This window comes from Jannaschia marina (assembly GCF_013404595.1).
In the GTDB taxonomy this organism is placed as follows: Bacteria; Pseudomonadota; Alphaproteobacteria; order Rhodobacterales; family Rhodobacteraceae; genus Jannaschia; species Jannaschia marina.
This window is the reverse complement of the sequence record NZ_JABVAX010000001.1, coordinates 385,395-412,191: the sequence shown is the minus strand read 5'-3', so window position 1 is coordinate 412,191 and position 26,797 is coordinate 385,395. Positions and strand designations below refer to the sequence as shown.

Annotated in this window: 26 protein-coding genes; 9 read left to right on the top strand and 17 right to left on the bottom strand. The window is 70.7% G+C overall.

Annotated features, from left to right (window positions below):
• The 3 genes from HSX43_RS02100 to HSX43_RS02090 form a co-directional block, all read right to left on the bottom strand.
• Entirely contained in the window at nucleotides 1-768 is a 768-nt protein-coding gene (locus tag HSX43_RS02100; RefSeq protein ID WP_179378427.1) for a FadR/GntR family transcriptional regulator, read from the bottom strand.
• 104 nt (nucleotides 769-872) lie between these two features.
• A complete protein-coding gene (locus tag HSX43_RS02095) occupies nucleotides 873-1,520 on the bottom strand; it encodes an OmpA family protein (RefSeq protein WP_179378426.1) in 648 nt (215 codons plus the stop codon).
• A 159-nt stretch (nucleotides 1,521-1,679) separates the two neighbouring features.
• On the bottom strand, nucleotides 1,680-2,552 hold the full coding sequence (locus HSX43_RS02090; RefSeq protein WP_179378425.1) for a methylated-DNA--[protein]-cysteine S-methyltransferase: 873 nt from the start codon (nucleotides 2,550-2,552) through the stop codon (nucleotides 1,680-1,682).
• Nucleotides 2,553-2,651: 99 nt separating this feature from the next.
• On the opposite strand from HSX43_RS02090, the gene nth reads away from it, so the two are divergent.
• Both nth and HSX43_RS02080 read left to right on the top strand, forming a co-directional pair.
• The gene (gene nth / locus HSX43_RS02085; protein ID WP_179378424.1) at nucleotides 2,652-3,302 is read left to right on the top strand and encodes an endonuclease III; all 651 of its coding nucleotides are present in this window, start codon (nucleotides 2,652-2,654) and stop codon (nucleotides 3,300-3,302) included.
• A 49-nt stretch (nucleotides 3,303-3,351) separates the two neighbouring features.
• Nucleotides 3,352-4,338 (top strand): adenosine kinase, encoded by a 987-nt coding sequence (locus HSX43_RS02080; protein WP_179378423.1) that lies wholly within the window; start codon nucleotides 3,352-3,354, stop codon nucleotides 4,336-4,338.
• Between the two features lie 3 nt (nucleotides 4,339-4,341).
• Here HSX43_RS02080 and HSX43_RS02075 read toward each other — a convergent pair whose 3' ends face one another.
• Nucleotides 4,342-4,875, bottom strand: coding sequence for a DUF2799 domain-containing protein (locus HSX43_RS02075; RefSeq protein ID WP_179378422.1), 534 nt, complete (start codon nucleotides 4,873-4,875; stop codon nucleotides 4,342-4,344).
• Between the two features lie 184 nt (nucleotides 4,876-5,059).
• On the opposite strand from HSX43_RS02075, the gene denD reads away from it, so the two are divergent.
• Nucleotides 5,060-6,052: a D-erythronate dehydrogenase gene (gene denD / locus HSX43_RS02070; protein WP_179378421.1), complete on the top strand. Its 993-nt coding sequence runs from the start codon at nucleotides 5,060-5,062 to the stop codon at nucleotides 6,050-6,052.
• Between the two features lie 82 nt (nucleotides 6,053-6,134).
• Here denD and HSX43_RS02065 read toward each other — a convergent pair whose 3' ends face one another.
• Entirely contained in the window at nucleotides 6,135-7,280 is a 1,146-nt protein-coding gene (locus tag HSX43_RS02065) for a cytochrome P450 (protein ID WP_179378420.1), read from the bottom strand.
• A 36-nt stretch (nucleotides 7,281-7,316) separates the two neighbouring features.
• Nucleotides 7,317-7,511, bottom strand: a complete 195-nt coding sequence (locus tag HSX43_RS02060) for a SlyX family protein (RefSeq protein WP_179378419.1) — start codon at nucleotides 7,509-7,511, stop codon at nucleotides 7,317-7,319.
• A gap of 84 nt (nucleotides 7,512-7,595) precedes the next feature.
• On the opposite strand from HSX43_RS02060, the gene hisS reads away from it, so the two are divergent.
• From hisS to hisG, 3 genes are read left to right on the top strand one after another with little or no spacing between them, the layout of a single operon-like run.
• A complete protein-coding gene (gene hisS, locus HSX43_RS02055; RefSeq protein ID WP_179378418.1) occupies nucleotides 7,596-9,077 on the top strand; it encodes a histidine--tRNA ligase in 1,482 nt (493 codons plus the stop codon).
• Nucleotides 9,074-10,165 carry an ATP phosphoribosyltransferase regulatory subunit gene (locus HSX43_RS02050; protein WP_179378417.1) on the top strand — a complete coding sequence of 364 codons (1,092 nt, stop codon included), beginning with the start codon at nucleotides 9,074-9,076 and terminating at the stop codon, nucleotides 10,163-10,165. The genes hisS and HSX43_RS02050 overlap by 4 nt, the downstream gene beginning before the upstream one ends.
• Nucleotides 10,162-10,854, top strand: coding sequence for an ATP phosphoribosyltransferase (hisG, locus tag HSX43_RS02045; RefSeq protein WP_179378416.1), 693 nt, complete (start codon nucleotides 10,162-10,164; stop codon nucleotides 10,852-10,854). The genes HSX43_RS02050 and hisG overlap by 4 nt, the downstream gene beginning before the upstream one ends.
• A 42-nt stretch (nucleotides 10,855-10,896) precedes the next feature.
• Here the strand turns inward: hisG and HSX43_RS02040 are convergent, their stop codons facing one another.
• The 3 genes from HSX43_RS02040 to HSX43_RS02030 form a co-directional block, all read right to left on the bottom strand.
• Nucleotides 10,897-11,550, bottom strand: coding sequence for a DUF938 domain-containing protein (locus HSX43_RS02040; RefSeq protein ID WP_179378415.1), 654 nt, complete (start codon nucleotides 11,548-11,550; stop codon nucleotides 10,897-10,899).
• Nucleotides 11,547-12,602 carry an NAD(P)/FAD-dependent oxidoreductase gene (locus tag HSX43_RS02035; RefSeq protein WP_179378414.1) on the bottom strand — a complete coding sequence of 352 codons (1,056 nt, stop codon included), beginning with the start codon at nucleotides 12,600-12,602 and terminating at the stop codon, nucleotides 11,547-11,549. Before HSX43_RS02035 ends, HSX43_RS02040 begins: the two co-directional genes overlap by 4 nt.
• A gap of 72 nt (nucleotides 12,603-12,674) precedes the next feature.
• A complete protein-coding gene (locus HSX43_RS02030; protein WP_179378413.1) occupies nucleotides 12,675-13,616 on the bottom strand; it encodes an aldo/keto reductase in 942 nt (313 codons plus the stop codon).
• Nucleotides 13,617-13,755: 139 nt separating this feature from the next.
• Between HSX43_RS02030 and HSX43_RS02025 the strand changes: the two genes are divergently transcribed.
• From HSX43_RS02025 to HSX43_RS02015, 3 genes are all read left to right on the top strand, one after another.
• Nucleotides 13,756-14,961, top strand: a complete 1,206-nt coding sequence (locus HSX43_RS02025) for a Y-family DNA polymerase (RefSeq protein ID WP_179378412.1) — start codon at nucleotides 13,756-13,758, stop codon at nucleotides 14,959-14,961.
• 66 nt (nucleotides 14,962-15,027) lie between these two features.
• Entirely contained in the window at nucleotides 15,028-16,152 is a 1,125-nt protein-coding gene (locus HSX43_RS02020) for an alkene reductase (protein WP_179378411.1), read from the top strand.
• Between the two features lie 302 nt (nucleotides 16,153-16,454).
• Complete coding sequence (locus HSX43_RS02015) at nucleotides 16,455-16,685, top strand: EF-hand domain-containing protein (RefSeq protein ID WP_179378410.1); 231 nt, start codon at nucleotides 16,455-16,457, stop codon at nucleotides 16,683-16,685.
• A 257-nt stretch (nucleotides 16,686-16,942) separates the two neighbouring features.
• On the opposite strand, the gene HSX43_RS02010 is transcribed toward HSX43_RS02015, so the two are convergent.
• From HSX43_RS02010 to xdhA, 8 genes are all read right to left on the bottom strand, one after another.
• Nucleotides 16,943-18,031, bottom strand: a complete 1,089-nt coding sequence (locus HSX43_RS02010; protein WP_179378409.1) for a BMP family ABC transporter substrate-binding protein — start codon at nucleotides 18,029-18,031, stop codon at nucleotides 16,943-16,945.
• 29 nt (nucleotides 18,032-18,060) lie between these two features.
• Nucleotides 18,061-18,990: an ABC transporter permease gene (locus HSX43_RS02005; RefSeq protein WP_179378408.1), complete on the bottom strand. Its 930-nt coding sequence runs from the start codon at nucleotides 18,988-18,990 to the stop codon at nucleotides 18,061-18,063.
• A gap of 321 nt (nucleotides 18,991-19,311) precedes the next feature.
• Nucleotides 19,312-19,590 carry a hypothetical protein gene (locus HSX43_RS02000; RefSeq protein WP_179378407.1) on the bottom strand — a complete coding sequence of 93 codons (279 nt, stop codon included), beginning with the start codon at nucleotides 19,588-19,590 and terminating at the stop codon, nucleotides 19,312-19,314.
• Entirely contained in the window at nucleotides 19,587-20,669 is a 1,083-nt protein-coding gene (locus tag HSX43_RS01995; protein ID WP_179378406.1) for an ABC transporter permease, read from the bottom strand. Before HSX43_RS01995 ends, HSX43_RS02000 begins: the two co-directional genes overlap by 4 nt.
• A 21-nt stretch (nucleotides 20,670-20,690) precedes the next feature.
• Entirely contained in the window at nucleotides 20,691-22,241 is a 1,551-nt protein-coding gene (locus HSX43_RS01990) for an ABC transporter ATP-binding protein (protein WP_179378405.1), read from the bottom strand.
• Nucleotides 22,202-23,104: a xanthine dehydrogenase accessory protein XdhC gene (gene xdhC, locus HSX43_RS01985; RefSeq protein WP_179378404.1), complete on the bottom strand. Its 903-nt coding sequence runs from the start codon at nucleotides 23,102-23,104 to the stop codon at nucleotides 22,202-22,204. Before xdhC ends, HSX43_RS01990 begins: the two co-directional genes overlap by 40 nt.
• On the bottom strand, nucleotides 23,101-25,389 hold the full coding sequence (xdhB, locus tag HSX43_RS01980; RefSeq protein WP_179378403.1) for a xanthine dehydrogenase molybdopterin binding subunit: 2,289 nt from the start codon (nucleotides 25,387-25,389) through the stop codon (nucleotides 23,101-23,103). Before xdhB ends, xdhC begins: the two co-directional genes overlap by 4 nt.
• Nucleotides 25,386-26,747: a xanthine dehydrogenase small subunit gene (gene xdhA, locus HSX43_RS01975; protein ID WP_179378402.1), complete on the bottom strand. Its 1,362-nt coding sequence runs from the start codon at nucleotides 26,745-26,747 to the stop codon at nucleotides 25,386-25,388. Before xdhA ends, xdhB begins: the two co-directional genes overlap by 4 nt.
• Between the last annotated feature and the right edge of the window lie 50 nt (nucleotides 26,748-26,797).

The following is a 26,797-nucleotide window of genomic DNA, read 5'->3' as shown; positions in this document are numbered from 1 at the left end:
TCAGCGCCCCACCTCCTGCTCCAGCCGGAGGCGCGCGACGGCTTCGTGGCGGTCGGCCTCCCGCTGATCCCCGAGGCTTTCGCGCACGTAGTTCAGATGCGCCTCCACGGCGGCGCGGGCGGCGACCGGGTCGCGGGCCTGCAGCCCGTCGTTGATGGCGCGGTGCTGGTCGAGGAGCGTGTCGCGCGTCGTCCGCTGCCGGAACATGACGGAGCGGTTGTAGAATACGCCCTCGCGCAGGAGGTCCATCATCGAGCGCATCATGTGCAGCATGATGACGTTGTGCGACGCCTCGACGATGGCCATGTGGAAATCGGCGTCGAGCGCGGCCTCGTCGGAGGGATCGCGCTTGTCGTGGGCGGCCTCCATCTTGCGGAAGATGGTATCGACAAGGGCGAGGTCGGTGTCCGAGCCGTGGGTCGCGGCGCGGGCGGCGGCGATGCCCTCCATGTCGCGGCGGAAGGCGATGTAGTCGAAGAGCGCGTCCTCGTGGCTCGCGAAGAGGTTGGTGAGCGCGGGCGAGAAGGCGTTGCCGAGCACGTCGGCCACGTAGACCCCCGCGCCCGCCTTCGCGGTCAGGAGGCCCCGGTCCTGCAACGCGCCCACCGCTTCGCGCAGGCTCGGCCGCGAGACGCCCAGACGCTCCGACAGTTCCCGCTCGGCCGGCAGGCGGTCGCCGGGGCGGAGGATGCCGCGCAGGATCAGATGCTCGATCTGACGGACGACGGCCGTGGCGAGCTTTTCGGAGGTGATCTTCTGAAACGGCATGGCCTTCCCCTGAATTGGTCAGAAGATATGACCGCCGCCCGGGGATGCAACGGAAAAAAGCCCCCGGTCGCGAAACCGGGGGCCACTCGTTCGGTGTGCGACGGTCAGGTCGGAGTGATGATGATCTCGACCCGGCGGTTCTGACGGCGGCCTTCGGAGGTGTTGTTCGAGGCGACGGGCTGCGCCTCGCCCCGGCCGATCGGCACCACGCGGCTGCCCGAGACGCCCTGCTCCAGGAGGACGCCGGCGACGGCCCGCGCGCGGCGCTCCGACAGATCCTGGTTGTAGGCGGCGGAGCCTTCGCTGTCGGTGTGGCCGATCACCTGGACGGCGGTGTCGGGATACTGCTGCAGGTTCCGGCCGAGGGCGCGGATGTCGGACTGCAGGTCGGCGCGCAGCGACGCGCTGTCGGTGTCGAAGAGGATGTCCTGCGGCAGGGTGACGATGAGCTGCTCGCCCGTGTTGCGGATCAGGATGCGGTCGTCGCCCAGCTGGTTGCGCAGGTCGGCCGCCTGGCGGTCGAGGCGCGAGCCGATGGCCCCGCCGATCAGGCCGCCGGCCACGGCCCCGGCTGCGATCTCGTCCGCGCGGCTGCCGTCGCCGGCGATCGCGCCGGCCGCAGCCCCGATCCCGGCCCCGATGAGCGCGCCGTTGCGCGTGCGGTTGGGCTCGCCGGTGGTGGCGTCGACGCAGCCGGCCACGATCAGCGTACCGCCGAGGGCCAGGGCGAGGGGGGCTTTGAAGAAGGTCATGTGTTCATTCCGCTTGTTGTCGGTTGTGCGCAGGCAAAACGCACGATTGCGGGCCCCGTTCCACCGGTTCCACGATTCGCGGACCGGGTGCGCGACGCTCCGCCGGTCAGATGTCGCCTGCGATCACGTTAGGCAATAACATCGAAAGGAAACGCCCTCTCACGCCGATCGCCGGGGCGCGTCCGCATCGGCCCGCGCGCCCTCCCAGGCGAGCATCGCGCGCTTGACCGGCAGACCCCAGTGATAGCCGCCGAGCCCGCCCGACTTGCGTAGCGCCCGGTGGCAGGGGATGAGCCAGCTGACGGGGTTGCGCCCGACGGCGGTGCCGACGGCGCGGACGGCGCGGGGGTTGCCGATGGCGCTCGCGATCTCGCCGTAGGTGGTGACATGGCCCGAGGGGATGCGCATAAGCGCCTCCCAGACCTTGATCTGGAAAGGCCCTCCGAGGATGTGCAGCCGCGCCTCGCCCGAGAGCGTATCGAGCGCGCCGGCCTGCGCGGCGACGGCGGCAGCATCCGCGCGGAAGGTGGCGGCGGGCCAGCGGGCGGCCATGTCGGCGAAGGTCGCCTCCCGCCCGGCCTCGGACGCGAAGGCCAGCCCGCAGATGCCGCGGTCGGTGACCATCACCAGCATCTCGCCGAAGGGCCCGTCGCGCCAGTCGTAGGCAATGCGAAGGCCGGCCCCGCCGCGGGCGTAGTCGCCGGGCGACATGGCCTCCCACCGCAGGAAGAGATCGTGGAGCCGCCCTGTCCCCGAGAGGCCGGTGCCGTGGGCCGTATCGAGGAGGGTGAACCGCTCGGACAGGAGCGCCTTGGCGTGGCCGAGGGTGAGATACTGCTGGAACCGCTTTGGGCTGACCCCGGCCCAGGCACTGAAGATGCGCTGGAAATGCGCGGGGCTGAGGTTCATCTCCGCGGCCAGCTCCGGCAGGGAGGGCGGCGCGTCGGCGCGGGCGTCGAGATGGTCGATCGCGCGCCGCATCAGCGCGTAGTGGTAGCCGTCGGGGGCGGGGCTCTGGTCGGTCATGGTCATGCTCTCCTGCCGTCTCTATGCCCCAGCCGCACCCCGCACCGCGACCCGGAACCTGCGGAAAGCTTGCCGTCGCGCCTCCGCCGGGCCATATCGGCCGCCATGGCCAAGCAACTGCCCTATCCCGTCGTGCGCGAGATCTTCGCGCGTTTCGAGGCCGCCGAGGCCGAGCCGAAGGGCGAGCTCGAACACGTGAATGCCTATACGCTCGTGGTCGCCGTCGCGCTTTCGGCGCAGGCGACGGACGCGGGTGTCAACAAGGCGACGCGCGGGCTCTTCGCGGTGGCCGACACGCCGCAGAAGATGCTCGACCTCGGGCTCGAAGGCGTGACCGAGCACATCAAGACGATCGGGCTGTTCCGCCAGAAGGCCAAGAACGTCATCAAGCTGAGCCAGATGATCGTCGACGACTACGACGGGGAGGTGCCATCCTCGCGCGCGGCACTCGTCCGCCTGCCGGGCGTGGGCCGCAAGACGGCCAATGTCGTGCTGAACATGTGGTTCAAGCATCCCGCGCAGGCCGTCGACACCCATATCTTCCGCGTCGGCAACCGCACCGGCCTCGCGCCCGGCAAGGACGTGGACGCCGTCGAGCGCGCCATCGAGGACAACGTGCCCGCCGAATACCAGCAGCACGCCCATCACTGGCTCATCCTGCACGGCCGCTACATCTGCGTCGCGCGCAAGCCGAAGTGCGGGGCCTGCCTCATCCGCGACCTATGCCCGTTCGAGGGCAAGACCGAACCGGCCTGACGGCACGACGCGTCGACCGCCACCCGCATCGCCAACCCAAGGACATTCCATGACCCAGACCTTTGACGTGATCGGCATCGGCAACGCCATCGTCGACGTGATCTCGCCTTCGAGCGACACCTTCCTCGACCAGATGGGAATCGAGAAGGGCATCATGCAGCTCGTGGAGCGCGAGCGGGCGGAGCTGCTCTATGCGGCCATGTCCGAACGGGTGGAGGCCCCCGGCGGCTCGGTCGCCAACACGCTGGCCGGGATCGGGGCGCTCGGGCTCTCCACCGCCTTCATCGGCAAGGTCAAGACCGACGCGCTCGGCCGGTTCTACGCGCAGACGATGGAAGCCTCGGGCACCGCCTTTCCGAACCCGCCGCAGGCCGTCGACCTGCCGACGTCGCGGTCGATGATCTTCGTGTCGCCCGACGGCGAGCGGTCGATGAACACCTACCTCGGCGCGGGCGCCGACATCTCCTCGGCGGATGTGCCCGACGTCTTCGCGGGCGGCGGGCTCCTCTTCCTCGAGGGCTATCTCTTCGACAAGGACGAGGGGAAGACCGCCTTTGCCGAGGCCGCCTCCAAGATGAAGGCCGCGGGCGGCAAGTCGGCGATCACCATTTCCGATCCGTTCTGCGCCGAACGTCACCGCGCCGACTTCCAGCGCCTGATCGCCGAGGACATGGATATCGCCATCGGCAACGCCGCCGAATGGACGACGCTCTACGAGACCGACGACCTCGACGCCGCCCTCGCCCGCGCGGCGGAGGTCTGCGAGGTCGTCGCCTGCACCCGCTCGGGCGAGGACGTCTGGGTTCTCTCGGGCGGCACCCGCGTCACGGCCCCGGTCGAGGCCGCCCGCGTCGTCGATGCGACGGGGGCGGGCGACCAGTTCGCGGCCGGGTTCCTCTATGGCATCGCATCCGAGCGCGACCTCGAGACGGCGGCGCGCATGGGCGTGGCCTGCGCCCGCGAGGTGATCGGCCACATCGGCCCGCGCCCGGCCGAGGACATCATGGCGCTGTTCCGGGACGAGGGTCTGGTCTGACCGTCACCCGTCGAAGAGCGATAGAAGAAGCCGGCGATCCTCCAGCCGCTCGATGCGGCGGGTGAGACGTGAAATCTCGTCCCCGAGACGGCGTGCCTCCGCATCGTCGTCCGGGCCGAGCGCGGCCCGCGCCTCCCGCAGCTCCCGCCGCTCCCCGGTCAGGCTGCGGACCCGGACCTGCAACTCCCGGTCCTGCTGACCCAGACGATGGGCGCGGCCCATCCCGGCACGCTCACCGGCCGTGCAGACCGGCCGGATCGACAGGCCGGCCTGTCCGGTCCGAAAGGCCCCCTCGGGCGAGCAATAGGCGAGCCGTCCGGCCTCGTAGCCGGCCATCACCCGCCGTTCGTCGAGAGGATGTTCCGTGGCGGCGCAGGTCGCGATCTCCGATTGCAGAGCGGCCTTGGACCGCCCGGCCTGTCCGGCACGTTCACCGAAGGCGTATTCGTTGACGTTTCCGCAATGAAGCGTGGCGATTTCCGCGCAGCCAACCAGGCCGGCGAGGGCAACCAAAGACACGAAATAAAGGGTTTTCATCAGGAGATCTCCGTACCCGAAGGGAATGGTCGCAGACTGCGGCGCACGCGGGGCGACAGGCAATCACGGAGACGCGCTACGCGATGACGTCTGCCCGAAGCGGAGCCCGTGGAGCCGGTCGTCCGACAAGGATTGCCAATCGACCGCGGCCACCGTTTAATCCCCTGAAGCGCGGAGGGGCGTCATGCACATTCTCATCACCGGCGCGGCCGGCATGATCGGCCGCAAGCTGACCGAGGCGCTGGTCGCGCGCGGGACGGTGCGGGGGCAGGCGATTACCGCACTCACGCTCGTCGACGTAGTGCCGCCCGTACTGCCGGACGGCATCCCCGGCGCGGCCCTCTCGGCCGATCTGGCCGATCCCGCGGCCGCACCCGCCCTGATCGAGAGCCGGCCGGATGTCATCTTCCACCTGGCCGCCATCGTCTCGGGCGAGGCGGAAGCGGATCTCCCCAAGGGCTACGCCGTCAACCTGCACGGCACGATCGGGCTCTGCGAGGCGATCGCGGCACAGGAGGGCTATTGCCCCCGCTTCGTCTTCACCTCTTCGATCGCGGTCTTCGGCGCGCCCCTGCCCGACGTCATCCCCGACGATCAACCGACGCGCCCGCTCACGAGCTACGGCACGCAGAAGGCGATGGGCGAGCTTCTGATCTCGGACCTGTCGCGGCGCGGCGTCCTCGACGGGATCGCGCTGCGCCTGCCGACGATCTGCATCCGGCCGGGCAAGCCCAACGCGGCGGCCTCGGGCTTCTATTCCTCGATCCTGCGCGAGCCCCTCACGGGGCAGGAAGCCGTGCTGCCCGTGCCGGAGACGACGCGCCACTGGTTCGCGAGCCCGCGCGCCGCCGTGGGCTTCCTGCTGCACGCGGCCGAGATGGACCTGTCGCAGCTCGGGCCGGACCGCGCGCTGTCGCTGCCGGGGGTCGATGCCACGGTGGGCGAGGAGATCGCGGCGCTCGAACGTGCCGCCGGACCGGCCGCGACGCGGCTCATCCGGCGGGAGGGCGACGAGACGGTCGCCGGCATCGTCGCCGGCTGGCCGCAGGCCTTCGACCCGGTGCGCGCCCGTGCGCTCGGCTTCGAGGCGGAGCCCGACATGGACGCGATCATCCGCGCGCATATCGAGGACGAGCTCGGCGGGCGCATCCCGGTGGCCGAGGACGGTGCCGATTGAGGCGTCGGAGCCTCCGGCGGGCGTATTGACGGCAGAGAGATCGAGGGCCGCTCTCCGCTTTCGAGATACGCCTCGGAGCGCGTCAGGCCAGTGTGGCGTCGAGCCGCTCGAACCCCCGGAACCGCACGCGGTTGCCGCGCTGCCCGCCGGTGATCCGGTAGTCGGGGAAGCGCCGCAGGAAGGCATCGAGCGCGACCTGGCCCTCCATCCGCGCGAGCGTGAGCCCGATGCAGACATGGGGCCCGGCCGCGAAGGCGAGGTGGCGCGGCGCGCCCCGGTCGAGGCGCATCTCGTCGGGGGTCGCGAAGACCTCCAGGTCACGGTTGGCCGCGCCGATGCAGAGATGCAGGTCGGTGCCGGCGGGGATGTCGAGACCGTGGAGCGTGACGGCCCGCGTCGTCTGGCGGTTGCCGAACTGGTTGGGGGATTCGAGGCGCAGCGTCTCCTCCACGATCTGCGCGACGTCGCCGCGCCGATGCACCGGTGAGCGGTCGAGGAGCCAGAGCGCGTTGCCGATGAGGTTGGTCGTCGTCTCGTGGCCGGCGTTCAGGATGAAGATGCAATTGTGCAGAAGCTCGGCCTCAGACAGATCGCCGTCCTGCAGGAGCCGGGTCAGCACATCGGTCTCCGGATCGCCCGGCGCGACGCGGCGGCGGGTCACGAGGTCGCGCAGGTAGGCGAGGAAGTCGGTCACGGCGGCGTTGCCCCGCGCCCGGGCCTCGGGCGCGAGCGCGGGTTCGAGCGCGCCGAGGATGGCGAGCGACCAATCGCGTAGCGGCCCCCGCTCGGCCCGCGGCACGGCGAGGAGGTCGCCGATCACCTCCACGGGGATGGCGGCGGCGAACTGCTCGATCAGGTCGGGGGTCGGCCCGAGGTCGTCCATGAGCCGGTCGACGAGCGCGGCGAGGGAGGGCCGGAGCCGCTCCAGTGCGCGGGGCGTCAGCGCGCCGGTCAGCACGCGGCGGACCCGGGTGTGGAGCGGCGGGTCGTTGAAGACGAGCGACGTCGTGTGATGCTCGTAGAGCGGGCTCTCGCCGTATTTCGGGCGGAACACCTCGGTCTTGTCGCTGCGGAAAGTCTCCGTGTCCTTGTAGATCGCCGTCAGGTCGGCGTGCCGCCCGAGGAGGACCGAGCCGTCGGACTGCCGCACCGCGCCGGCCTCGCGCAGGACCGCGTAGTGCGGGAACGGATCGTCGTGGAAGCCGGCGGGCAGGTCGGTCAGGATCATGCCCGGACGATGCGGGCGGGCCGGGGCCCGGTCAACTCACCAGTGGGGCGGGCGTTCGTTCGCGATGGTGACCGACCCGCCGGCCTCGGCCTCCTGCTCGGCGGCGCGCTGCATCAGGCGGGTCACGCGGGATTCCAGCGCGGCGATCTGGCGGTCCTGCCGGGCGACGACGTCCGAGAGATCCTCGGCCAGCCGGGTCAGATGCGCGATGCGTTCTTCGAGGTCCTGCATGGAGGGGCTCCCAAGGTTGCGCGCCCGGGGCGCGGGCCGTATGGACCGGGCGAGTTCTAGACCGCTTCGAGATCGGGGGCCAGCATGGCCAAGAAACAGAAGATCCGTCGCCCCCGGGCCGAGACTCCCAAGGGGTTCCGCGACTATTTCGGGGCCGATGTGACCGAGCGCAAAGCCATGCTCGACCGCATCGCGGAAGTCTATCACCGCTACGGCTTCGACGCGCTGGAGACCTCGGCGGTGGAGACGGTGGAGGCGCTCGGCTCCTTCCTCCCGGACGTGGACCGGCCGAATGCGGGCGTCTTTGCCTGGCAGGAAGCGGGCGAGGAGGACGGCGACTGGCTGGCGCTGCGCTACGACATGACGGCGCCCTTGGCGCGGGTCTATGCACAGCACCGCAACGACCTGCCCACGCCCTACCGCCGCTATGCGATGGGCCCGGTCTGGCGCAACGAGAAGCCGGGGCCGGGGCGCTTCCGGCAGTTCTACCAATGCGACGCGGATACCGTGGGCACGGCGAGCGTGGCGGCGGACGCGGAGATCTGCGCGATGCTGGCGGACACGCTGGAGGCCGTCGGGATCGCGCGCGGCGATTACGTGGTGCGGGTGAACAACCGGAAGGTGCTCAACGGGGTGCTGGAGGTCGCGGGACTGGCCGGGGAGGACAAGGAAGCAGAGCGCGGGATCGTGCTCAGAGCCATCGACAAGCTGGATCGTCTGGGTGTCGAGGGCGTGCGGGCGCTGCTGGGTGAGGGCCGGAAGGACGAGAGCGGGGACTTTACCGAGGGTGCGGGCCTGGGCGAGGCGCAGGCCGACACCGTCATGGCCTTCATGGACGCGCGGCGGGACAATGGTGCCGAGACGTGCCAGCGGCTGAACGACATCGTCACGGGCAGCGAACTCGGTCAGGAAGGCGTCGCCGAACTGGAGCAAATCTCCGACCTGCTCCAAGCCCAGGGCTACGGCCCAGACCGCATCGTCATCGACCCCTCCGTCGTGCGCGGCCTCGGCTATTACACCGGCCCGGTCTACGAGGCGGAGCTGACCTTCGAGATCAAGGACGAGAAGGGGCGGCCGCGGCAGTTCGGGTCGGTTGCGGGCGGGGGGCGTTACGACGACCTCGTGACGCGGTTCACCGGGCAGGCGGTTCCGGCTACGGGCGTCTCCATCGGGGTGGACCGGCTTCTGGCTGCGCTGCGGATGAAGGGGCAGACGACCCAAGCCGCACGGGGGCCCGTCGTCGTCACCGTCATGGATCGCGACCGCATGGCCGACTATCAGGCCATCGTGGGCGAGCTGCGGGCGGCGGGCATCCGGGCGGAAGTCTACCTCGGCAACCCGAAGAAGTTCGGCAACCAGTTGAAATACGCCGACGACCGGGGGTCTCCGGCGGCGATCATCATGGGCGAGGACGAGGCTGCGCGCGGCGTCCTGCAGGTGAAGGACCTCGTGCTGGGCGCGAAGCTGGCCGAAGAGGCAAGCCTTGAGGAGTGGAAGGAGAACCCCTCGCAGACCGAGGTCAAGCGGGGTGATCTCGTGCCCTTCCTGAAGTCCCTGCTCCAATGATCTCCGCCGCCGACCGCGCCCGGGCCGCGGACCTGATGCAGGGCTTCGTCGCGGCCGGCGCGACGCCCGTCGAGACCGACATCCTGCAGCCTGCGGGCACGCTGCTCGACCTCTACGGTGAGGATATTCGCGGGCGCGCTTTCGTCACTCACGACCCGATCGCGGGCGAGACGATGCTGCGCCCCGACTTCACGGTTCCGGTCGTCCAGCGGCACATGGCAGAGGGCGCGGATCCCGCGCGCTACTGCTACACGGGCGAGGTCTTTCGGCGGCAGGAGGTCGACGAAGGGCGGCCGCGCGAATACCTGCAGGTCGGCTTCGAGGTCTTCGACGGCAGCGACCCGGCGGCGGCGGATGCCGAGGTCTTCGACCTGATCGCCCGCGCGCTCGCCCCCTGGGAGGCGGTGCCGGCGACGGGCGACCTCGGCATCCTGATCGCGGCCATCGCGGGGCTCACCACCTCCGCGCGGCGGCGCGCGGCGCTCAAGCGGCATCTCTGGCGGCCGGCGCGGTTCCGGCGGCTGATGGAGCGCTACACCGGCGCGATCCCCCCCACGCACACGCGCGGCCTCCTGCTCGAACAGTTGACGCACACGGCCCCCGAGACGCTCATCCAGGCGGCGGGCACCGCCGTTGGCCTGCGTGGGGCGGGCGAGATCGCGGCGCGGACGCAAGCCCTCGCCGAAGACGCCGGGACGCCGCCGATCGCCCGCACCGAGGCCGAGGTGATCGCCATGATCCTCGCGATGGACGGGCCGATGGACGCGGCGCTCTCGCCCCTGCGGGACATGGCGGTGGACCTGCCCGGCCTGAGCCCGGCGGTCGACCGTCTGGAGGCACGGGCCGAGGCGCTCGCCCGGCGCGGGCACGATCCGGCGCGGCTGTCGTTCGCGCCGGCGCGCGGGCGCTCGGCCATGGAATACTACGACGGCTTCACCTTCACCTTCGCCGCGCCCCTGCGGCCCGACCTGCCGCCGCTGGCGACGGGCGGCCGCTACGACGCTCTGACGGCGGTACTTGGCGATGGGCGGTCGATCCCGGCGGTTGGCGGCGTGATCCGTCCCGGCTTGCTGGAGGGTCTCGCATGATCCGGCTCGGCGTGCCGTCGAAGGGACGGCTGATGGAGAAGACCTTCGACTGGTTCGGCGCGCGGGGCCTGACGCTGAGTCGCACCGGCTCCGACCGGGAATATGCCGGTGCCGTGGAGGGGGCGGAGGTTGCGCTCGTACTGCTCTCGGCCGGGGAGATCCCCCGCGAACTGGCCGCCGGGCGCATCCACCTCGGGGTGACGGGCAGCGATCTCGTGCGCGAAAAGCTGACCCGCTGGGAGGACAAGGTCGAAGCGGTCGCGCCGATGGGGTTCGGACACGCGGACCTGATCCTGGCCGTGCCGAAGGTCTGGATCGATGTGGACACCCTCGACGACCTGGATGCCGCCGCCGCGCAATTCCGCGCGACCCACGGCCACCGGATGCGGATCGCGACGAAGTATCACCGCCTCGTGCGGGAGTTCCTGCAGCAGAACGGCGTCGCGGACTACCAGTTGGTCGACAGCCAGGGCGCGACCGAGGGCACGGTGCTGAACCACACCGCCGAGATGATCGCCGACATCACCTCGACCGGCGAGACGCTGCGGGCGAACCACCTGAAGGTGCTGGCCGACGGGTTGATCCACGACAGCCAGGCGACGCTCTTCCGTTCGCGCACGGCGGCGATGGACAGCGCGCAGCAGGCGACGCTCAACGATCTGCGGGCGCGGCTCGGGCGGGGCGGCTGAGGGCGGCCCGGTCGCCCTGCTTCGACGAACCGGCCCGAGGGCTCAGAGCCCGGCGACCGCCTTGGCCCGCCCGAGCACCATCAGGTTGTTCGCCGGCATCTCGACTACCTCGACGGCGAGCTCCAGCACCTGCAGCACGGTGCGCAGCATGTCGACGTCCTTGTAGCCGACCGCCGGATCCTGCGCGCGCAGGCTCGCGTCGAAGCTGCGGTCGCCCTCGCTGGTGAGGAGGCCGCCGCGCAGGAACGGCCCGTAGATCGCCAGGAGCCCGCCGGGAGCGAGCGCACGGCTCGCCTCGTCGAGGAGGACGGAAAGCTCCGCGTCGGAGATCAGGTGCAGCAGGTTCACGACGAGGACCATGTCGGCTGCCTTCTCGATCGCCCAGCCGGGCTCGCCGACGTCGATGTCGCCCGCGGGCGCCACGTTCGGGAGGCCCCTGCAGTGGGCGTCGATGGAGGTGCGGCGGCTCGGGTCCGGGTCGCTCGGGTGGAAATCGAGGTCGGGGCGGTGGGCGGCGAGCGCGGCGATGTGCTCGCCGGTGCCCGATGCGAGCTCCAGCACGTCGCCCCGGCGCGGCATCCGCGGCAGCAAAACGTCGAGGATCGCGTCGCGGTTGCGCAGCGCGGCCGGGGCCGAGAGCCGGCCTTCGGCGTCGGCGACGGGCTCGGTCGGCGTGGTGCGCAGTCGCCGGATCAACGGAAACGCCCCGGATCGAGCGCGGCGACGACGCCCCTGTCGAGCGGCGAGGCGCGCCCGGCGATGCAATCGGCCAGATGCGCAGCCGCGGCGGGGGCCGTCTGGAAGCCGTAGCCCCCCTGCCCCGCACACCACCAGAAGCCGTCGCGCTCGGACGCGCCGATGGCGAGGCAGCGGTCGGGCGTGAAACTGCGCAGCCCGGCCCAGGTGGCGAGCGGGCGCGTCACCGGCTCGGTCACCGCTTCCTGATAGCGGGCGAGCCCCTCGGCCAGCACCATGTCGTCGGCCCAGACGTCGGCGGGCGGATGCGCGTCTTCCTCGGCGGGCGAGACGATGAGCGCGCCGGCGTCGGGTTTGGCGTACCAGCTTTCGCCGACCCCCAGCATCATCGGCCAGTCGCGCACGTCGGCACCGCCCGGCGCGGCGATCCGGGCCATGGACCGGCGGTAGGGTCTGAGCCCCAGGGGCTGCACCCCGGCGAGGCCGGCGATTTCATCGGCCCAGGGACCGGCGGCGTTGATGACGTGCCGCGCAGTAACCTGCGCGCCGCCCGCCACCGCGAGCCAACCGCCCTCGACGGGCGTGAGCGCCTCGACGCGGCGGTCGGTCTCGGCCAGGTTGGCAGCGCGCAGGCCGCTCTGGATCATGGCGTCGGTGTCGAGATCGAAGGCGTCGGCGTGCCAGGCAACGCGTGTCACGGCATCGGAGAGGATCGGGACGCGCGCCTTGGCCGCGTCCAGCGCGAGCGGCTCCATCTGCATCCCTGCGAGGTCGGCGTCGAACGCCGCCTCCTGTCCGGCGAGCCCGACGAGCATCAGGCCCCGCGGTGTGAGCCAGCTGGCCTCGGCATGGGCTTGCCGCGAGGCGCGGTTGAGCGCGACGACGGGCGGCAATCCGTAGCTCTCTTCGAAGAGTGCAGCGGAGCGGCCGGACGCATGGGTGCCGAAGGCCGTTTCCGCCTCCCAGAGGACGACGGAGCCGAGCGAGGACAGTGCCGCGGCGGCCGATGCCCCCGCGATCCCTCCTCCGATGATGAGAAAGTCCCACTCCACCGGCGCACAGTGTCACACTCTGTCGCAGGCTCACAAGCGACGTAGCGGAAACACACAATTGCCGGCGGGGCGTTACCTCGGGGTCACTTCCTCGAGGCGGTCGGTCGCTGGCGCGGGTCGTGGCGAGAGCGCGGAGAGCCGTGCCATCAGGTCCGCATCGAGCGTCAGGTCCAGCGCGTCGAGCGAGGGGGCAAGCTGCGCGGCGGAGCGGGCGCTGACGATGGGTGCGGTCACCGCCGGGTGGGCGGCGCACCAGGCCACGGCCAGCGTCGCCGGATGGTGGCCGACGTCGTCGGCCAGGGCCGAAAGCGCGCGGGCCGTGTCGTGCATCCAGCTCTCGCCGTAGCGCGCGGCATAGCGGTCATCCTCGGTCAGCCGTCCGGTGCCGCCGGCGGCGTATTTCCCCGACAGAAGCCCCCCGCCGAGCGGCGAATAGGGCGCAACGGCGATACCGGCGTCCGCGGCCATCGGCAGGATCTCCACCTCCGCCTGTCGCTTCACGAGCGAATACATCGGCTGGATCATGTCGATGCGCACGTCGAAGCGCGCGGCGACGGCCTGCGCCTTCATCACCTGCCAGGCGGCGAAATTGCTGACGGCGATGTGGCGGATCGTGCCGGCCTGCCGGAGTTCGGCCAGCGTCTCGAAGCTCTCCTCCAGCGGCGTGTCGCCGTCCCAGCGGTGGAGATAGAGGATGTCGATCACCTCCATGTCGAGCCGCCGCCGGCTGTCGTCGAGGGACGACAGGATGTTCCGTCGCCCCGCGCCGCCGCCGTAGGCCGCCTTGGTGGCGATCACGAGACGCGCGCGCTCGGCACCGGCGAAGCGGCCCAGAAGCCGCTCCGATTCGCCGTCGGTGTAGACATGGGCGGTGTCGAAGAAGTTGAGGCCCCGCGCGCGGCAGGCGTCGAACATCGCGCGGCTTTCGCCTTCGTCGGCGCGACCGCCGAATTGCATGGTGCCGAAGCAAAGCGGCGAGAGGGCGGTGCCGTCGGGGCTGGTGATGGTGGCCATGGCATCAGCCTCGCAGGCCCCGCCCCGTGAGGCAAGCGCGCCTCGCGCTTCCTGGTGTTCTTAATTTGTTCTATTCTGCTCGCCCAGTCCGATTCTCCCGTGCTCCATGGTTTCCCGCGTCCGCATCCTGTTCTTCGACATGAATTCATTCTTCGCCTCGGTCTGCCAGGCGGAGGAGCCGGCGTTGATGGCCCGCGCGGTCGGCGTGGTGACGACCGATGCGCCGGGGGCCGCGCTCATCGCCGCCAGCCGGGAGGCGAAGGCGCGGGGCGTGGGCATGGGCACGCGGCTCGAGGAGGCGCGGCGGCTCTGCCCCGGGATCGCGGTGCGGGCGGCGCGGCACGACCTCTTCGTCGATTACCACCACCGGATCCGCGCCGCCGTCGAGACGGTCCTGCCCATCGATATCGCCCATTCGGTCGACGAATTCTCCTGCCGCCTGATGGGTCGACAACAGGCGCTCGACGCCGCGCTCGCCCTCGGGGCGGAGGTGCAACGGGTGATCCGGGCGGAGGTGCATCCGGCGCTCACCTGCTCGGTCGGGGTGGCCCCGAACAAGCTCCTCGCCAAGATCGCCGCGGAACTGCGCAAGCCCGAGGGGCTCGACTGGCTCGCGCCCGAGGTGCTGCCGGACAAGATTGCCCACCTGAGCCCGACCGACCTGCCGGGGATCGCCGGGGGCCTCGGGCCGCGGCTTGCGCGGGCCGGCATCCGGACCGTCGCCGATCTCCATGCACTGACACCCAAGGCCGCGCGGCACCTCTGGGGCAACGTGGAGGGCGAGCGGTTCCTGCGACAGCTCCACGGCGAGACCGTCGCGGCCCCCGAGACGCAGCGCCATTCGCTCGGACACGGGCAACGCCTGACGCCGCAGAACCGAACCCCCGAGGCCGCGCGTGCCGTGGCCCGCCGCCTTCTCGTGAAGGCCGCCGCGCGGCTGCGACGGGAGGGCGGCTTCGCGCGGTCGCTGCACGTCGGGCTCAAATGCGCCGACCACGGGGCGCAATCAGCGAGCGGGGAGATCACGCCGACGCGCGACACCTTCGACCTGTCGCGGGCCTTCGACCGCTACTGGGCGCGCCTGCCGTGCCGGCATCCGATTTCGGTCTCGGTGATGCTGGGCGCGTTGCAGGACGAGGCCGATCATGTCGCCGACCTCTTCGAGACGCGGGCCGCCGGCGAGGCGACGGCGCGCGAGGGGCTCTGCACGGCGATCGATGCGCTCAACGCGCGCTTCGGGCAGGACACGGTGCGTTTCGGCGAGCTGCCGCCCCACAAGGTGCCCTATACCGGGGCGAAGATCGCCTTCGGTCGTATCCCCGACCGCGCCGAGTTCAACGAGTGACGCGAGGGGCGGGAAACCGATCTCCGGCCTGCGGGTTCTGACAGGACAATTCCGAAGGAGACCGAGATGAAAGACGCCGTCGCCCCCCTGTTCGAGCCGCTGCCGATGGGCCCGATCACTCTCGCGAACCGCATGGTCATGGCCCCGCTCACGCGCTCCCGCTCGAAGGTGCCCGGGCACGTGCAGACGCCGCTCCATGCGCTCTACTACGCGCAGCGCGCCTCGGCCGGGCTGATAGTGTCGGAGGCCACACAGATCAGCACCGAGGGGCAGGGCTATGCCTGGACGCCCGGGATCCACACCGACGATCAGGTCGCGGGCTGGGCGCTCGTGACCGACGCCGTCCATAACGCGGGCGGGCGCATCTTCTGCCAGCTCTGGCACGTCGGCGCGATCAGCCATTCGTGCTTCCACGACGGCGAACCGCCGGTGTCCTCCTCCACCTGGACGCCCGAGGGGCAGGCCTTCGTCGGCGACTATCACCCCGACGGCCCGACCGTGCCCCACCCCGAGGCGCGCGCGCTGCGGACAGACGAGATCCCGCGGCTGATCGAGGATTACCGTCACGCGGCGCGATGTGCCCTGGCCGCGGGCTTCGACGGCGTGGAGTTGCACGCGGCGAACGGCTACCTGCTCGACCAGTTCATCCGCTCTTCCGTCAACAGGCGCGACGACCGCTACGGCGGGCCGGTCGAGAACCGCATCCGCATCGTCGGCGAGATCCTCGACGCGCTGGCCGAGGAGATGGAGCCCGACCGCATCGGCATCCGCCTTTCGCCGACCGGCGGCGCGGGCGGAAGCCACGACGACGACCCGACGGGCACCTACGCGGCGGCGGCGAAGCTCTGTGCCGGGCGCGGGCTGGCCTATCTCCACGTCGTCCGCCCGAACAGCCATGGCGGCGGTGACGCGGAGGCGGCGGAAGCGGTCGTGCCCGCGATGCGCGCGGCCTTCGACGGGCCCTTCGTCGTCAACGGGGGCTTCGATGCGGAGGAGGGCGCGGCATGGCTCACCGACGGGCGGGCCGATGCGATCTGCTACGGGCGCCTCTTCCTCGCCAACCCGGACCTGCCGGTGCGCATCGCGGCGGGCGGCCCCTACACCGAAGCCGACGGCGACACGTTCTACGGCGGCGGAGCGGAAGGCTACGTCGATTATCCGACGCTGCACCGGACCGAACCGCCGACATGACCGCACGAGTCGGAACGGGGCGGGACATCACGGAACCGAGGCCGCGCCCTTCAAGGTCGATCCGATCCTGAAACGGACCGTTCGGCAGAAAAGGGCCGGATCGGACCCATGGCAGGGAGTCTTTCCGCCGGTCGCGCCAGAGGCGACTTGGAAGCGCGAAAACATGCGCAGCGCGAAGCGGCGAACCGGCGGCGAGGCGCGTGAAACCGGGGCGATGGCCCGCCGAAGGGGCGACCGGCCGACGAAGGTGGTCAACAGGGGGCGGGCGAACCCAAGCGCCCGAGCCTATCAGGAGTGCAAGTATGAAATCCTTCATCACGACGGCCGCGATCACCGTGGCCCTCGCGACGCCGCTCATGGCGCAGGGGGCTCTCGACGCGGACGGCGACGGGAACGTGTCCCTGGAAGAGCTGCAGACGGCCTTCCCCGACATGACCGCCGAGAGCTTCGCGGCGATGGATACCGACGCCGACGGCGTGCTGAGCGCAACCGAACTGCAGGATGCGGTGGATGCGGGGCTGCTTCCGTCCTGATCGGACAGCCGTGGTTTCCTCCCCAGCATAGCCACGGTGAAGCGAGGACACCCGGCGGAGCGATCCGCCGGGTGTTGTCGTGCGATCGGGACACGGCGGGTGCGCCCCGGTCCGCGTCAGGGTCGGGCTTGACCCGGCCATCTCGCGGGATGGGGAGATCCTCGGGTCGAGCCCGAGGAGGGCAGCGCAGCCCTTGCCCGCAAGAAAAGTGCCCGCCGGATCGCTCCGCCGGGCACGTCCGGATCAAACGGCGAAGCTCAGTTCGGAATGTCGCCCGTCAGCCCCTCGATGTAGAAGTCCATCCCGAGGAGCGCGCCGTCTTCGGCGACCTCGCCCTCGGCGAGCCAGGCCGAGCCGTCCTGGCGATTGATCGGGCCGGTGAACGGGTGGTACTCGCCCGCGGTGATCGCGGCGATCATCGCTTCGGCCTCGGCCTTCACCTCGGCCGGGACCGCATCGGTGATCTCACCGATGACGACCTCGCCCTCGGGCATCCCGCCCCAGCTCGCTTGCTGCTCCCAGGTGCCGTCGATCACGGCCTGGACGCGCTCGATGTAATAGGGCGACCAGTCGTCGATGATGGATGCGACGCGCGGCGTCGGCTTGAACTCCGCCATGTCGGAGGCCTGACCGAAGGTGAAGACGCGGCCGCCGTTCTCGTTGGCTTCCTGCGCGGCGGCCTGCGGGGCCGTCGAGTCGGTGTGCTGCAGGATCACGTCGACGCCCTGGTCGATCATGGCGCGGGCGGCATCGGCCTCCTTCGCGGGGTCGAACCAGGTGTAGGCCCAAGTCACGACCATCTCGATGTCGGGGTTCACCTTCTGCGCGTGTAGGAACGACGAGTTGATTCCCTGGATGACCTCGGGGATCGGGAAGGAGGCGATATAGCCGATCTTGTTCGTCTCGGTCAGATGCCCGGCGATCGTGCCCGTCACGGCACGGCCCTCGTAGAAGCGCGCATCGTAGGTCGAGACGTTCGGATGCTCGCGCTTGAAGCCGGTGGCGTGCTCGAACTTCACGTCGGGGAACTTGGCGGCGACGGCGTTGGTCGCATCCATGTAACCGAACGACGTGGTGAAGATGAGGTCCGCCCCCTGCAGCGCCATCTGGGTGATCGCGCGCTCGGCGTCCGCGCCTTCCGGCACGCTCTCCTGATAGACGGTCTCGACCGCGTCGCCGAAATGCTCCTCGACCGCGAGGCGGCCCTGATCGTGCTGGTAGGTCCAGCCGCCGTCGCCGATCGGCCCGACGTAGATGAAGCCGACCTTCACCGGATCGTCCTGGGCCAGCGCCGGCGTGGCGAGGCCGAGCGCCATCGCGCCGGCCAGAAGGGTCTTGAGTGTCATGCGTGATCTCCCGTTGGAACCCGCCCCGTTCAACTCGAGGCGTGGAATGGTTTGCCGAGACAGGCGGGCGCATCCCCGCCTCGCCCGGCGCGCAGCGAAATAAGCACGAGCACGAGGATGGTGACAAGATAGGGGGCGGCCGACAGAAGCTCGACCGGCACCCGTGCCCCCGCCGTCTGGAGGTTGAGCTGCAGGACGGTGATCCCGCCGAAAAGATAGGCACCCGCCAGAACGCGGCCCGCCCGCCAGCTGGCGAAGACGACGATGGCGAGCGCGATCCAGCCCGCGCCGGCGGTCATGCCCTCGGTCCACTGCGGCACCCGCACGAGGCTGAGATAGGCCCCGCCGAGGCCCGCGCAGGCCCCGCCGAAGGCGATCGCCATCAGCCGCACGCGCCGCACGCCGTAGCCGAGCGCATGGGCGGCGTCGTGGCTCTCGCCCACCGCGCGCAGGACGAGGCCCGCGCGGGTGTACTTGAGGAAGGCCCAGACGCCGAGGACGAGGAGGATCGAGAGATAGACGATCGGGTCATGCCCGAAGAGGACGCGGCCGAAGAAGGGGATGTCCGTCAGCGGCCCGAGGTCGATCCGGCCCAGCGTGTTCGTCTTGATGCCAACGTAGCCTTGGCCGAGGAGGCTCGACAGCCCGAGGCCGAAGAGCGTCAGCGCAAGCCCCGTCGCCACCTGGTTCGACAGCAGCACCTGCGTGAGCACGCCGAAGAGGAGCGCCATCGCCGCGCCTCCTACGGCGGCCGACAGGAAGCCCAGCCAGGGCGATCCGCTCTCCACTCCGGCGATGAAGCCGCAGACGGCCCCCATGATCATCATGCCCTCGACCCCGAGGTTCAGCACGCCGGCCTTCTCGACCACCATCTCCCCGAGCGCGGCGAGCAGGATCGGCGTGGCGGCCACCATCAGGGAGGCGATGAGGAGGGCGGGGGAGATGCTGCTCAGGTCCATCTCTGTCTCCTCGACTGGCATCGAATGTCGGCATGACGCGGTAAGGGCAGTCCCCGGCCGCGGGGGGGGGCTTTGCCCCCGCCCATGGGGGCGGTCGGGGGCTGCCCGATGGTACCCATCGGGCGTGGACTTGTCGCGGCGTCCGCCGCCACTGCTTCGCCGATCCGCCGCGCGGATCGGCACGCGCCTGCCCGCCCCATGGCGGGCACGTCCGCGCCCACCCGGGCAGTCGCGGACCTCCGTTCCGACTGGGTTGCGAGCATCCAAATCCGAAAATCTGCCTCCGCTACTGGAGGATGAGACAGGCCATGCACGTCCATGTCAGCTCCCACCCAACATCAGGATGACCGCGACAAGCGACGCGCCCGCGCCGCAGGCCGCGCCTCCGAGGACTGCCCGCAGGCGGGCCGCGCCGGGACCGCGCGCCAAGGCGAGCCCCGCCGCACAGGACAGCGCCACGAGCGTCACGACCGGGGCGACCCCGAACGTTCCCACCGCCAGGACCAGCGGCAGGGCAAGAATCGTCGCACCAAGTAGGACGCAGACCGCGAAGACGGGGACAAGGCGGACCACTCCGCGTTCCTCCGTCGCGCCGCTCACGCCGCCACCCCCTTGCCGACCCTGACCCGGAAGTTCGTCAGGACGTCCACCGCCAGCAGGAAAAACAGCAGCATCCCCTGGAAGGCCGAGATCGCCGCCGACGGAAGGCCGAGGTTCGCGGAGGCCGCCTCGCCGCCGACGTAGGTCAGCGCCATCAGGAGCCCCGCCGCGACGATGCCGAGCGGGTTGAGCCGCCCGAGGAAAGCCACGATGATCGCGGTGAAGCCGTATCCGGATGCGAAGTCGATGGAGATCTGGCCCGCCGGACCCGTCACCTCGAAGAGGCCCGCCATCCCGGCCAGCATCCCGGAAAAGCCGAGGCAGAGCACGATAAGGCGGCCGGTGTTGACCCCGCCGAAGCGGGCCGCCCGCGGCGAGGCTCCGGCCAGCCGCACCTGAAAGCCCATCAGGTGCCGCGTCAGCATGACATGGGCGAAGATCACCGCGATCAGGGCCGCGACGACCCCCCAGTGGATGCCGGTGCCCTCGATAAGTTCGAGGTTCGCCGAGGCGTCCCACCGGGCAAGGTTGCGCGAGCCGGGGAAGCCCACAGCGTCGGGGTTGCGCAGCCAGTTCACGGCGGCCGAGGCGAGCAGGTTCTCGGCCACGTAGACGAGCATGAGCGACACCAGGATCTCGTTGGTGCCGAGCCGCACCTTCAGAAGCGCCGGGATCATCGCCCAGGCGATGCCGCCGAAGGCACCGAAGACGACCATGAACGGAAAGATCCGCACGCTGTCGGTCGGATAGAAGACCAGCCCCGCCGCCGCGCCGCAGATGGCACCGACGATGTACTGCCCCTCGGCCCCGATGTTCCAGACGCCCGCGCGGAAGCCGAGCGCGAGGCCCACGGCGATCAGGATGAGCGGTCCGGCCTTCACGAGGATCTGGCCGCGGAAATACCACGCGAATTCGCCCAGCACCGGATCCCAGAAGATCGTGCGCAGTGCCTCCAGTGGGTCCTTGCCGAGCGCCGCGAACATCAGCCCGCCCGCCACCATCGTCAGCGCGACCGCCAGCAGCGGGGAGGCCGCGCCCCAGGCGCGCGAGGGGGTCGGGCGGCGCTCGAGGTGGATCATGCGGACCGGTTCCGGCGGATGTCAGACATGCGCCACCTCCATGTCGTGGGCCCCGCCGAGCATCAGGCCGATCTTCTCCATCGTCAGCGTCGCCGTCGGCACGTCGCCCGAGAGCCGTCCGCCGTTCAGCGCCACGAAGCGATCGGAAATCTCGAGGAGTTCGTCGAGATCCTGACTGATGACGACGATCGCCGCGCCCTGCCCCGCGAGATCGAGGAGCGCCTGACGGATTGCCGCCGCGGCAAGGGCGTCGACGCCCCAGGTCGGCTGGTTGACGATGAGGACGCGCGGGGCCTGAAGCACTTCGCGACCGATGACGAATTTCTGCAGGTTGCCGCCCGAGAGGGCTTGCGCCGCGACGTGGTTGCCGGGCGTGCGCACATCGAAAGCGGCGATGATCTCGTCGGCGAAGCTGCGCGCACGGCCCCAGACCAGAAAGCCGTTCGCGAGCATCTCCTTGCGTGTGGCTCCGGTCAGCGCGGCGTTCTCGGCCAGCGTCATCTCGGGCACGGCGGCATGTCCCAGCCGTTCCTCCGGCCCGGTCAGCAGGCCCGCGGCGCGCCGCATCGTCGGCCCCCTGCGCGACAGGTCGGTGCCGTCGAGCGTGATGCTTCCGACCTTGCTCAGCCGTTCGCCCGAGAGCGCGGCGAGGAGCTCGTCCTGCCCGTTGCCCGCCACCCCGCCGATGCCCAGAACCTCGCCCGCGCGCACGGTGAAGCCGACCTCCTGCAAGGGGGTGCCGAACTGCGACACCGGGGGCAGCGAAAGCTCCGCGACGGCGAGCACGACCTCGCCCGCGTCGCCGGCGACGGCCTTCGGCGCGGTCAGCTTCGTGCCGACCATGCGCTCGGCGAGCTCGGCTGCCGACGTCGTTCGTGGATCGACCTCGCCCACCACGCGCCCGCCGCGCAGGATCGTCGCGGCATCGCAGAGCGCGCGGATCTCCTCGAGCTTGTGCGAGATGTAGAGGATCGACGTCCCCTCCGCCGAGAGCTTGCGCAACGTGGCGAAAAGGATCTCCACCTCCTGCGGGGTCAGGACGCTGGTCGGCTCGTCCATGATGAGAAGGCTCGGGTCCTGGAGCAGACACCGGATGATCTCCACCCGCTGCCGCTCCCCGGCCGAGAGGTCGCCCACGCGCCGGCCCGGGTCGAGCGGCAGGCCGTAGGTCTCGGACACCTCGCGGATACGCGCCGCCAGATCGCGCAGGCGCGGCGGATTCTCCATGCCGAGCGCGACGTTCTCGGCCACCGAGAGCGCCTCGAACAGGCTGAAATGCTGGAAGACCATAGCCACGCCCGCCGCCCGCGCGGCCCGCGGCTCGGCGGGGGCGAAGGGCGCGCCCTTCAGGGTCATGCTGCCGCTGTCGGGCTTCACGAGACCGTAGATCGTCTTCACCAGGGTCGACTTGCCCGCCCCGTTCTCACCCAGCAGCGCATGGACCCCGCCGGCGCGGATCGCGAAGGACACGTCGTCGTTCGCGACTACACCGGGGTAGGCCTTGGTCAGCCCGTCGAGCTGCAGAAGCGTGGTCAAACGGTCGTCTCCCCTGTGGCCGCCACCGGCAGCCATTGCGACAGTAGACTGGCCGCGACGCCGACGGCAATGGCCTGCGGATGTTTCCCGAGAGCCGGGTCGCCGATCGGGCAGGTGATGCGCGCGATCGTCCCCTCTGCGTGCCCGAGCGCGGCGAGACGTGACCGGAAGCGCGCCCATTTGGTGGCCGATCCGATGACCCCGCAAAAGCCGAACCCCCGCGTCAGCGCGGCATGGCAGAGCGCGAGATCGTGGTCGTGGCTGTAGGTGACGATGAGATGCGCCGCCGTCTCGGGGGCATGGGCCATCGCGCGCGGCAGGTCGGTGGCGACGAGGCGCGTCACGCCCGGTGGCTCCTGCGGCCCGAGGCCGAGGGCGTCGAAGCGGGCCGCGCTCTCGTCGATCCAGGTGAGGGCGACATCGGGCAACGGGGCGAGGACGGCGGCGAGCGCCGCGCCGACGTGGCCCGCACCCCAGATCCAGACGGGCCGCGCGGGCGCGCGCGCTTCCTCTCGCAGCCAGCCGTCGGCAAAGGCGAACCCGTCGAGCGACGGGGCCGCCGCCGTGCCCTCGACCCGGCGCAGCCACGGGGTTTCGGGCACCGCGTCCAGCCGCTCGATCACCAGCGTCACCGCCCCGCCGCAGCACTGCCCGAGCGCGGGTCCGAGCGGCAGGCGCAGCACCCGAGACCCGCCCCGCAGCAATACCTCACGCGCGGCGGCGAGCGCCTGCCATTCCAGCGCCCCGCCGCCGATCGTGCCGTCGAAGCCGCTCTCCCACACATGCATCGCCGTGCCCGCTCCGCGGGGCACGGACCCCCGCGCCTCGGCCACCACGACGCGGGCAAGCGGGCCATGCGCCGCCAGAAGCGCCGCCAGCCGTTCGACGTCGAGCGTCACGAAATCGCCCGCACCGCGCCGAGCACCCGCTCCGCCGTGGCCGGCGCGTCAAGTGCGGGGTAGCCGTCGCCGCAGGCGGCGATGGCGTCGGACAGGGCCATCAGCACGCTGATCCCGTGCATGAAGGGCGGCTCGCCCACGGCCTTGGAGCGATAGATCGTCTCCTCCCGGTTCGCGCCCGCCCAGAGGTCGACATTGAAGACCTCGGGCACGTCCGAGGCACAGGGGATCTTGTAGGTCGAGGGCGCATGGGTGCGCAGACGGCCCCTCTCGTCCCAAACCAACTCCTCCGTCGTGAGCCAGCCCGCGCCCTGTACGAAGCCGCCCTCCACCTGCCCCAGGTCGAGCGCGGGGTTCAGGGACGCCCCCGCGTCATGCAGGATGTCGGCGCGCAGGATGCGGTTCTCGCCCGTCAGCGTGTCGATCACCACCTCCGAACAGGCCGCGCCGTAGGCGAAGTAGTAGAACGGCCGGCCCCGGCCTGCCTCCCTGTCCCAGCTGATCTCGGGCGTCGCGTAGAACCCCGTCGAGGAGAGCGGGACGCGACCGGCATAGGCCATCGTCGCCGCTTTCTCGAAGGGGTAGCTCTCCCCGCCGACGCGCACCGCGTCCCCCGCGAAAACGACGGACGCAGGATCGGCCTGATGCGTCTCGGCCAGGAAGGTGGCGATGCGGTCGCGGATCGTGTCGCAGGCGGCCTTGACGGCCATCCCGTTCAGATCCGCCCCCGAGGAGGCCGCGGTGGCCGAAGTGTTGGGCACCTTGCCCGTGTCGGTGGCCGTCACCTTGATCCGGGCCGGGTCGCAGCCGAAGCGGCCGGCGGCGACCTGCGCCACCTTGGAGTGCAGCCCCTGACCCATCTCCGTGCCGCCGTGGTTCAGGTGGACCGAGCCGTCGGCATAGACGTGGACCAGCGCGCCGGCCTGATTGAGGTGCGTCAGGGTGAAGGAGATGCCGAACTTCACCGGCGTCAGCGCGATCCCGCGCTTGAGAACCGGGTTGTCGGCATTCCATTCGGCCACCCGGGCGCGTCGGGCGGCGTAGTCGCTCGTGTCGGCCAGTCGGTCGACGAGCGCGTTCAGACAGAAGTCGGAGACATCCTGGCCATAATGCGTGCGGCCGTTTCCCGTGCGGTCATCCTCTGCATCGGCGTAGAAGTTGAGCCGCCGTACCTCCAGCGGATCGCGCCCGACGACGTAGGCCACGTGATCCATCACCCGCTCGATCCCGAGCATCCCCTGCGGCCCGCCGAAGCCGCGGAAGGCCGTGGCCGACTGGGTGTTGGTGCGCAGCCGCCAGCTCTCGATCGACATCGCGGGGATGTCGTAGGCGTTGTCGGCGTGCAGCATCGCGCGGTCGGCGACGGGAAGCGACAGATCCTGCGCCCAGCCGCAGCGCGTCCAGTGGCGGAACTTCACGCCCAGCACCCGGCCCGCGTCGTCGTGACCCACCTCGTAGGCGATGCGGAAGTCGTGGCGCTTGCCGGTGACGACGAAATCGTCGTCGCGGTCGTAGCGCATCCGGCAGGCACGCCCCGTCGCCCGCGCCGCGACGGCGCAGGCCACGGCGAGCGCGTTGCCCTGGCTCTCCTTGCCGCCGAAGCCGCCGCCCATGCGCCGCACTTCGGAGCGGACCGCGTGCATCGGCACGCCCAATGCGTCCGCGACCTTGTGCTGGATCTCCGTCGGGTGCTGCGTGGAGGTCAGCACGTGCATCTCGCCCGCCTCCGAGGGTAGCGCGAGCGCCGCCTGCCCCTCGAGGTAGAAATGCTCCTGCCCGCCCATCTCGATCTGCCCGGTCACGACATGGGGCGCGGCGGCGAGCGCGGCCTCGACATCGCCGTCCGTCCAGACGCGCGGCCCGCCGTCGAACCAGCTCTCGGCGGCAAGCGCATCCTCGATCGTCAGGAGCGGCGCTCCTTCGGTCACCTCCGCCCGGTGCAGCCGGGCCGCCCTGCGCGCGTCGAGGTGGCTCTCCGCCACCACAAGGTAGAGCGGCTGGCCCGCGTAGTGGATTTCCCCGGTGCAGAGGAGCGGCTCGTCGTGGAGCGAGGGAGAGCAATCGGGCATCGGGTCGAGGTCATCGGCCGTGAAGACCGCCACGACACCGGATGCGGCCCGAACGGCCGAAACGTCGAGCGCGTCGAGCCTGCCGCGCGCCACCTCGGCAACCCCGAAGGCGAGATGCAGGCAGCCCGTGGGCGCGGGAACGTCGTCGGTATAGCGCGCGGTGCCGGTGACGTGCAGGCGGGCGCTTTCGTGCGGCAAGGGCTTCGCGACGGTCACGGGCGCACCTCCAGCACCGACGGCGCGTTGCTCGCAAGACGGCGCAGCATCCCCTCCGCGGCGCGCAGACGGTAGTCGGCGGAGGCCCGCATGTCGCTCAGCGGGGTAAAATCCTTCGCCAAGGATTTTGCCGCCCGCTCCAGCGTTTCCAGGGTGAAGGGCTGATCGACGAGCGCGGCCTCGGTCGCGGGTGCCCGTTTCGGCGTACCGGCCATGCCGCCGAAGGCCACGCGGGCGGCCGTGACCGTCTTGTCCTCGACCGTTAGATTGAACGCCCCGCAGACGGCGGAGATGTCCTGATCGAACCGCTTCGACAGCTTGTGGCAGACGAGCGCGTCGGATTGCCGCGGGATCGTCACGCGCTCGACGAACTCGCCCGGCTGCCGGTCCTGCTTGCCGTAGTCGAGGAAGTAGTCTTCGAGCGGCATCGACCGCCGGTCGTCCCCCCGTCGCAGGTGCAGCGTCGCCCCGAGTGCGATGAGCGGCGGCGGGCTGTCACCGATGGGCGAGCCGTTGGCGATGTTGCCCCCGAGGGTGGCCGCGTTGCGCACCTGGACCGAGCCATAGCGCCGAAGAAGCTCCGCGAAGCTGGCGAAATGGGGCGCGATGGCGTGGCGCAGGGTCTCCATGTCGCACATCGCGCCGATGGAAATCTCGTCCTCCGTGATCTCGATCCCCTTCAGGTCGTCGCAGCCGGCGAGGAAGGCGAGCTTGCCCAACGGGCGGAACTGCTTCGTCACCCAGAGGCCCACGTCGGTCGCCCCCGCAACGAGCGTGGCGTCGGGGTTGTCGATATACCAATCCGCCAGATCGTCGGCGGTTTGCGGGTGACGGTGATCGGACCCGAGGATGTGTGAAGCGCAGACGGGGGCCTCGCTCATCTGATCCGGCACCGGGGCCCTGGCCGCCTCCTCGGCGGCGCGCAGGATCGGCGCATAGCCCGTGCAGCGGCAGAGGTTGCCGGCGATCTGGTCGGCGTGATCGGTCGCGCCGCGCGCGTGGGCGGCGGCCATCGTGGTGACGAAGCCGGGCGTGCAGAAGCCGCATTGGGAGCCATGTTCGTCGACCATGGCCTGCTGCACCGGATGGAGCGTGCCGTCCGGCCCGGCGAGCCCCTCGACCGTGCGCACCGCCTTGCCGGCAAGCTGGGGCAGGAAGAGGATGCAGGCGTTGAGCGCCTTCGGCACCCCGTCCGGCCCGGTCACGATGACGGAACAGGCCCCGCAGTCGCCCTCGTTGCAGCCCTCCTTCGTGCCCGTCAGGCCCCGGCTCTCACGCAGCCAGTCGAGGAGCGTCGTCGTCGGGTCATCGGTCGTGGCTCGGGTGTCCTCGCCGTTGAGACGGAAGGGAATGTCCATGTCGTCTTTCGCCGCGATACCAGATGCCGGGAACCGCTCCTTCGATGCGG

What these genes read in the sequence shown, in the direction of transcription:
- HSX43_RS02050 (WP_179378417.1), top strand. Translation starts at nt 9,074, where the DNA reads ATGATCTCCGCCGCCGACCGCGCCCGGGCCGCGGACCTGATGCAGGGC.
- HSX43_RS02015 (WP_179378410.1), top strand. Translation starts at nt 16,455, where the DNA reads ATGAAATCCTTCATCACGACGGCCGCGATCACCGTGGCCCTCGCGACG.
- HSX43_RS01990 (WP_179378405.1), bottom strand. Translation starts at nt 22,241, where the DNA reads ATGGCTGCCGGTGGCGGCCACAGGGGAGACGACCGTTTGACCACGCTT.
- HSX43_RS02080 (WP_179378423.1), top strand. Translation starts at nt 3,352, where the DNA reads ATGACCCAGACCTTTGACGTGATCGGCATCGGCAACGCCATCGTCGAC.
- HSX43_RS01995 (WP_179378406.1), bottom strand. Translation starts at nt 20,669, where the DNA reads ATGATCCACCTCGAGCGCCGCCCGACCCCCTCGCGCGCCTGGGGCGCG.
- HSX43_RS02010 (WP_179378409.1), bottom strand. Translation starts at nt 18,031, where the DNA reads ATGACACTCAAGACCCTTCTGGCCGGCGCGATGGCGCTCGGCCTCGCC.
- HSX43_RS02095 (WP_179378426.1), bottom strand. Translation starts at nt 1,520, where the DNA reads ATGACCTTCTTCAAAGCCCCCCTCGCCCTGGCCCTCGGCGGTACGCTG.
- HSX43_RS02030 (WP_179378413.1), bottom strand. Translation starts at nt 13,616, where the DNA reads ATGGCCACCATCACCAGCCCCGACGGCACCGCCCTCTCGCCGCTTTGC.
- HSX43_RS02025 (WP_179378412.1), top strand. Translation starts at nt 13,756, where the DNA reads ATGAATTCATTCTTCGCCTCGGTCTGCCAGGCGGAGGAGCCGGCGTTG.
- HSX43_RS02020 (WP_179378411.1), top strand. Translation starts at nt 15,028, where the DNA reads ATGAAAGACGCCGTCGCCCCCCTGTTCGAGCCGCTGCCGATGGGCCCG.
- xdhA (WP_179378402.1), bottom strand. Translation starts at nt 26,747, where the DNA reads ATGGACATTCCCTTCCGTCTCAACGGCGAGGACACCCGAGCCACGACC.
- HSX43_RS02090 (WP_179378425.1), bottom strand. Translation starts at nt 2,552, where the DNA reads ATGACCATGACCGACCAGAGCCCCGCCCCCGACGGCTACCACTACGCG.
- HSX43_RS02065 (WP_179378420.1), bottom strand. Translation starts at nt 7,280, where the DNA reads ATGATCCTGACCGACCTGCCCGCCGGCTTCCACGACGATCCGTTCCCG.
- hisS (WP_179378418.1), top strand. Translation starts at nt 7,596, where the DNA reads ATGGCCAAGAAACAGAAGATCCGTCGCCCCCGGGCCGAGACTCCCAAG.
- nth (WP_179378424.1), top strand. Translation starts at nt 2,652, where the DNA reads ATGGCCAAGCAACTGCCCTATCCCGTCGTGCGCGAGATCTTCGCGCGT.
- hisG (WP_179378416.1), top strand. Translation starts at nt 10,162, where the DNA reads ATGATCCGGCTCGGCGTGCCGTCGAAGGGACGGCTGATGGAGAAGACC.
- HSX43_RS02005 (WP_179378408.1), bottom strand. Translation starts at nt 18,990, where the DNA reads ATGGACCTGAGCAGCATCTCCCCCGCCCTCCTCATCGCCTCCCTGATG.
- HSX43_RS02060 (WP_179378419.1), bottom strand. Translation starts at nt 7,511, where the DNA reads ATGCAGGACCTCGAAGAACGCATCGCGCATCTGACCCGGCTGGCCGAG.
- HSX43_RS02075 (WP_179378422.1), bottom strand. Translation starts at nt 4,875, where the DNA reads ATGAAAACCCTTTATTTCGTGTCTTTGGTTGCCCTCGCCGGCCTGGTT.
- denD (WP_179378421.1), top strand. Translation starts at nt 5,060, where the DNA reads ATGCACATTCTCATCACCGGCGCGGCCGGCATGATCGGCCGCAAGCTG.
- HSX43_RS02100 (WP_179378427.1), bottom strand. Translation starts at nt 768, where the DNA reads ATGCCGTTTCAGAAGATCACCTCCGAAAAGCTCGCCACGGCCGTCGTC.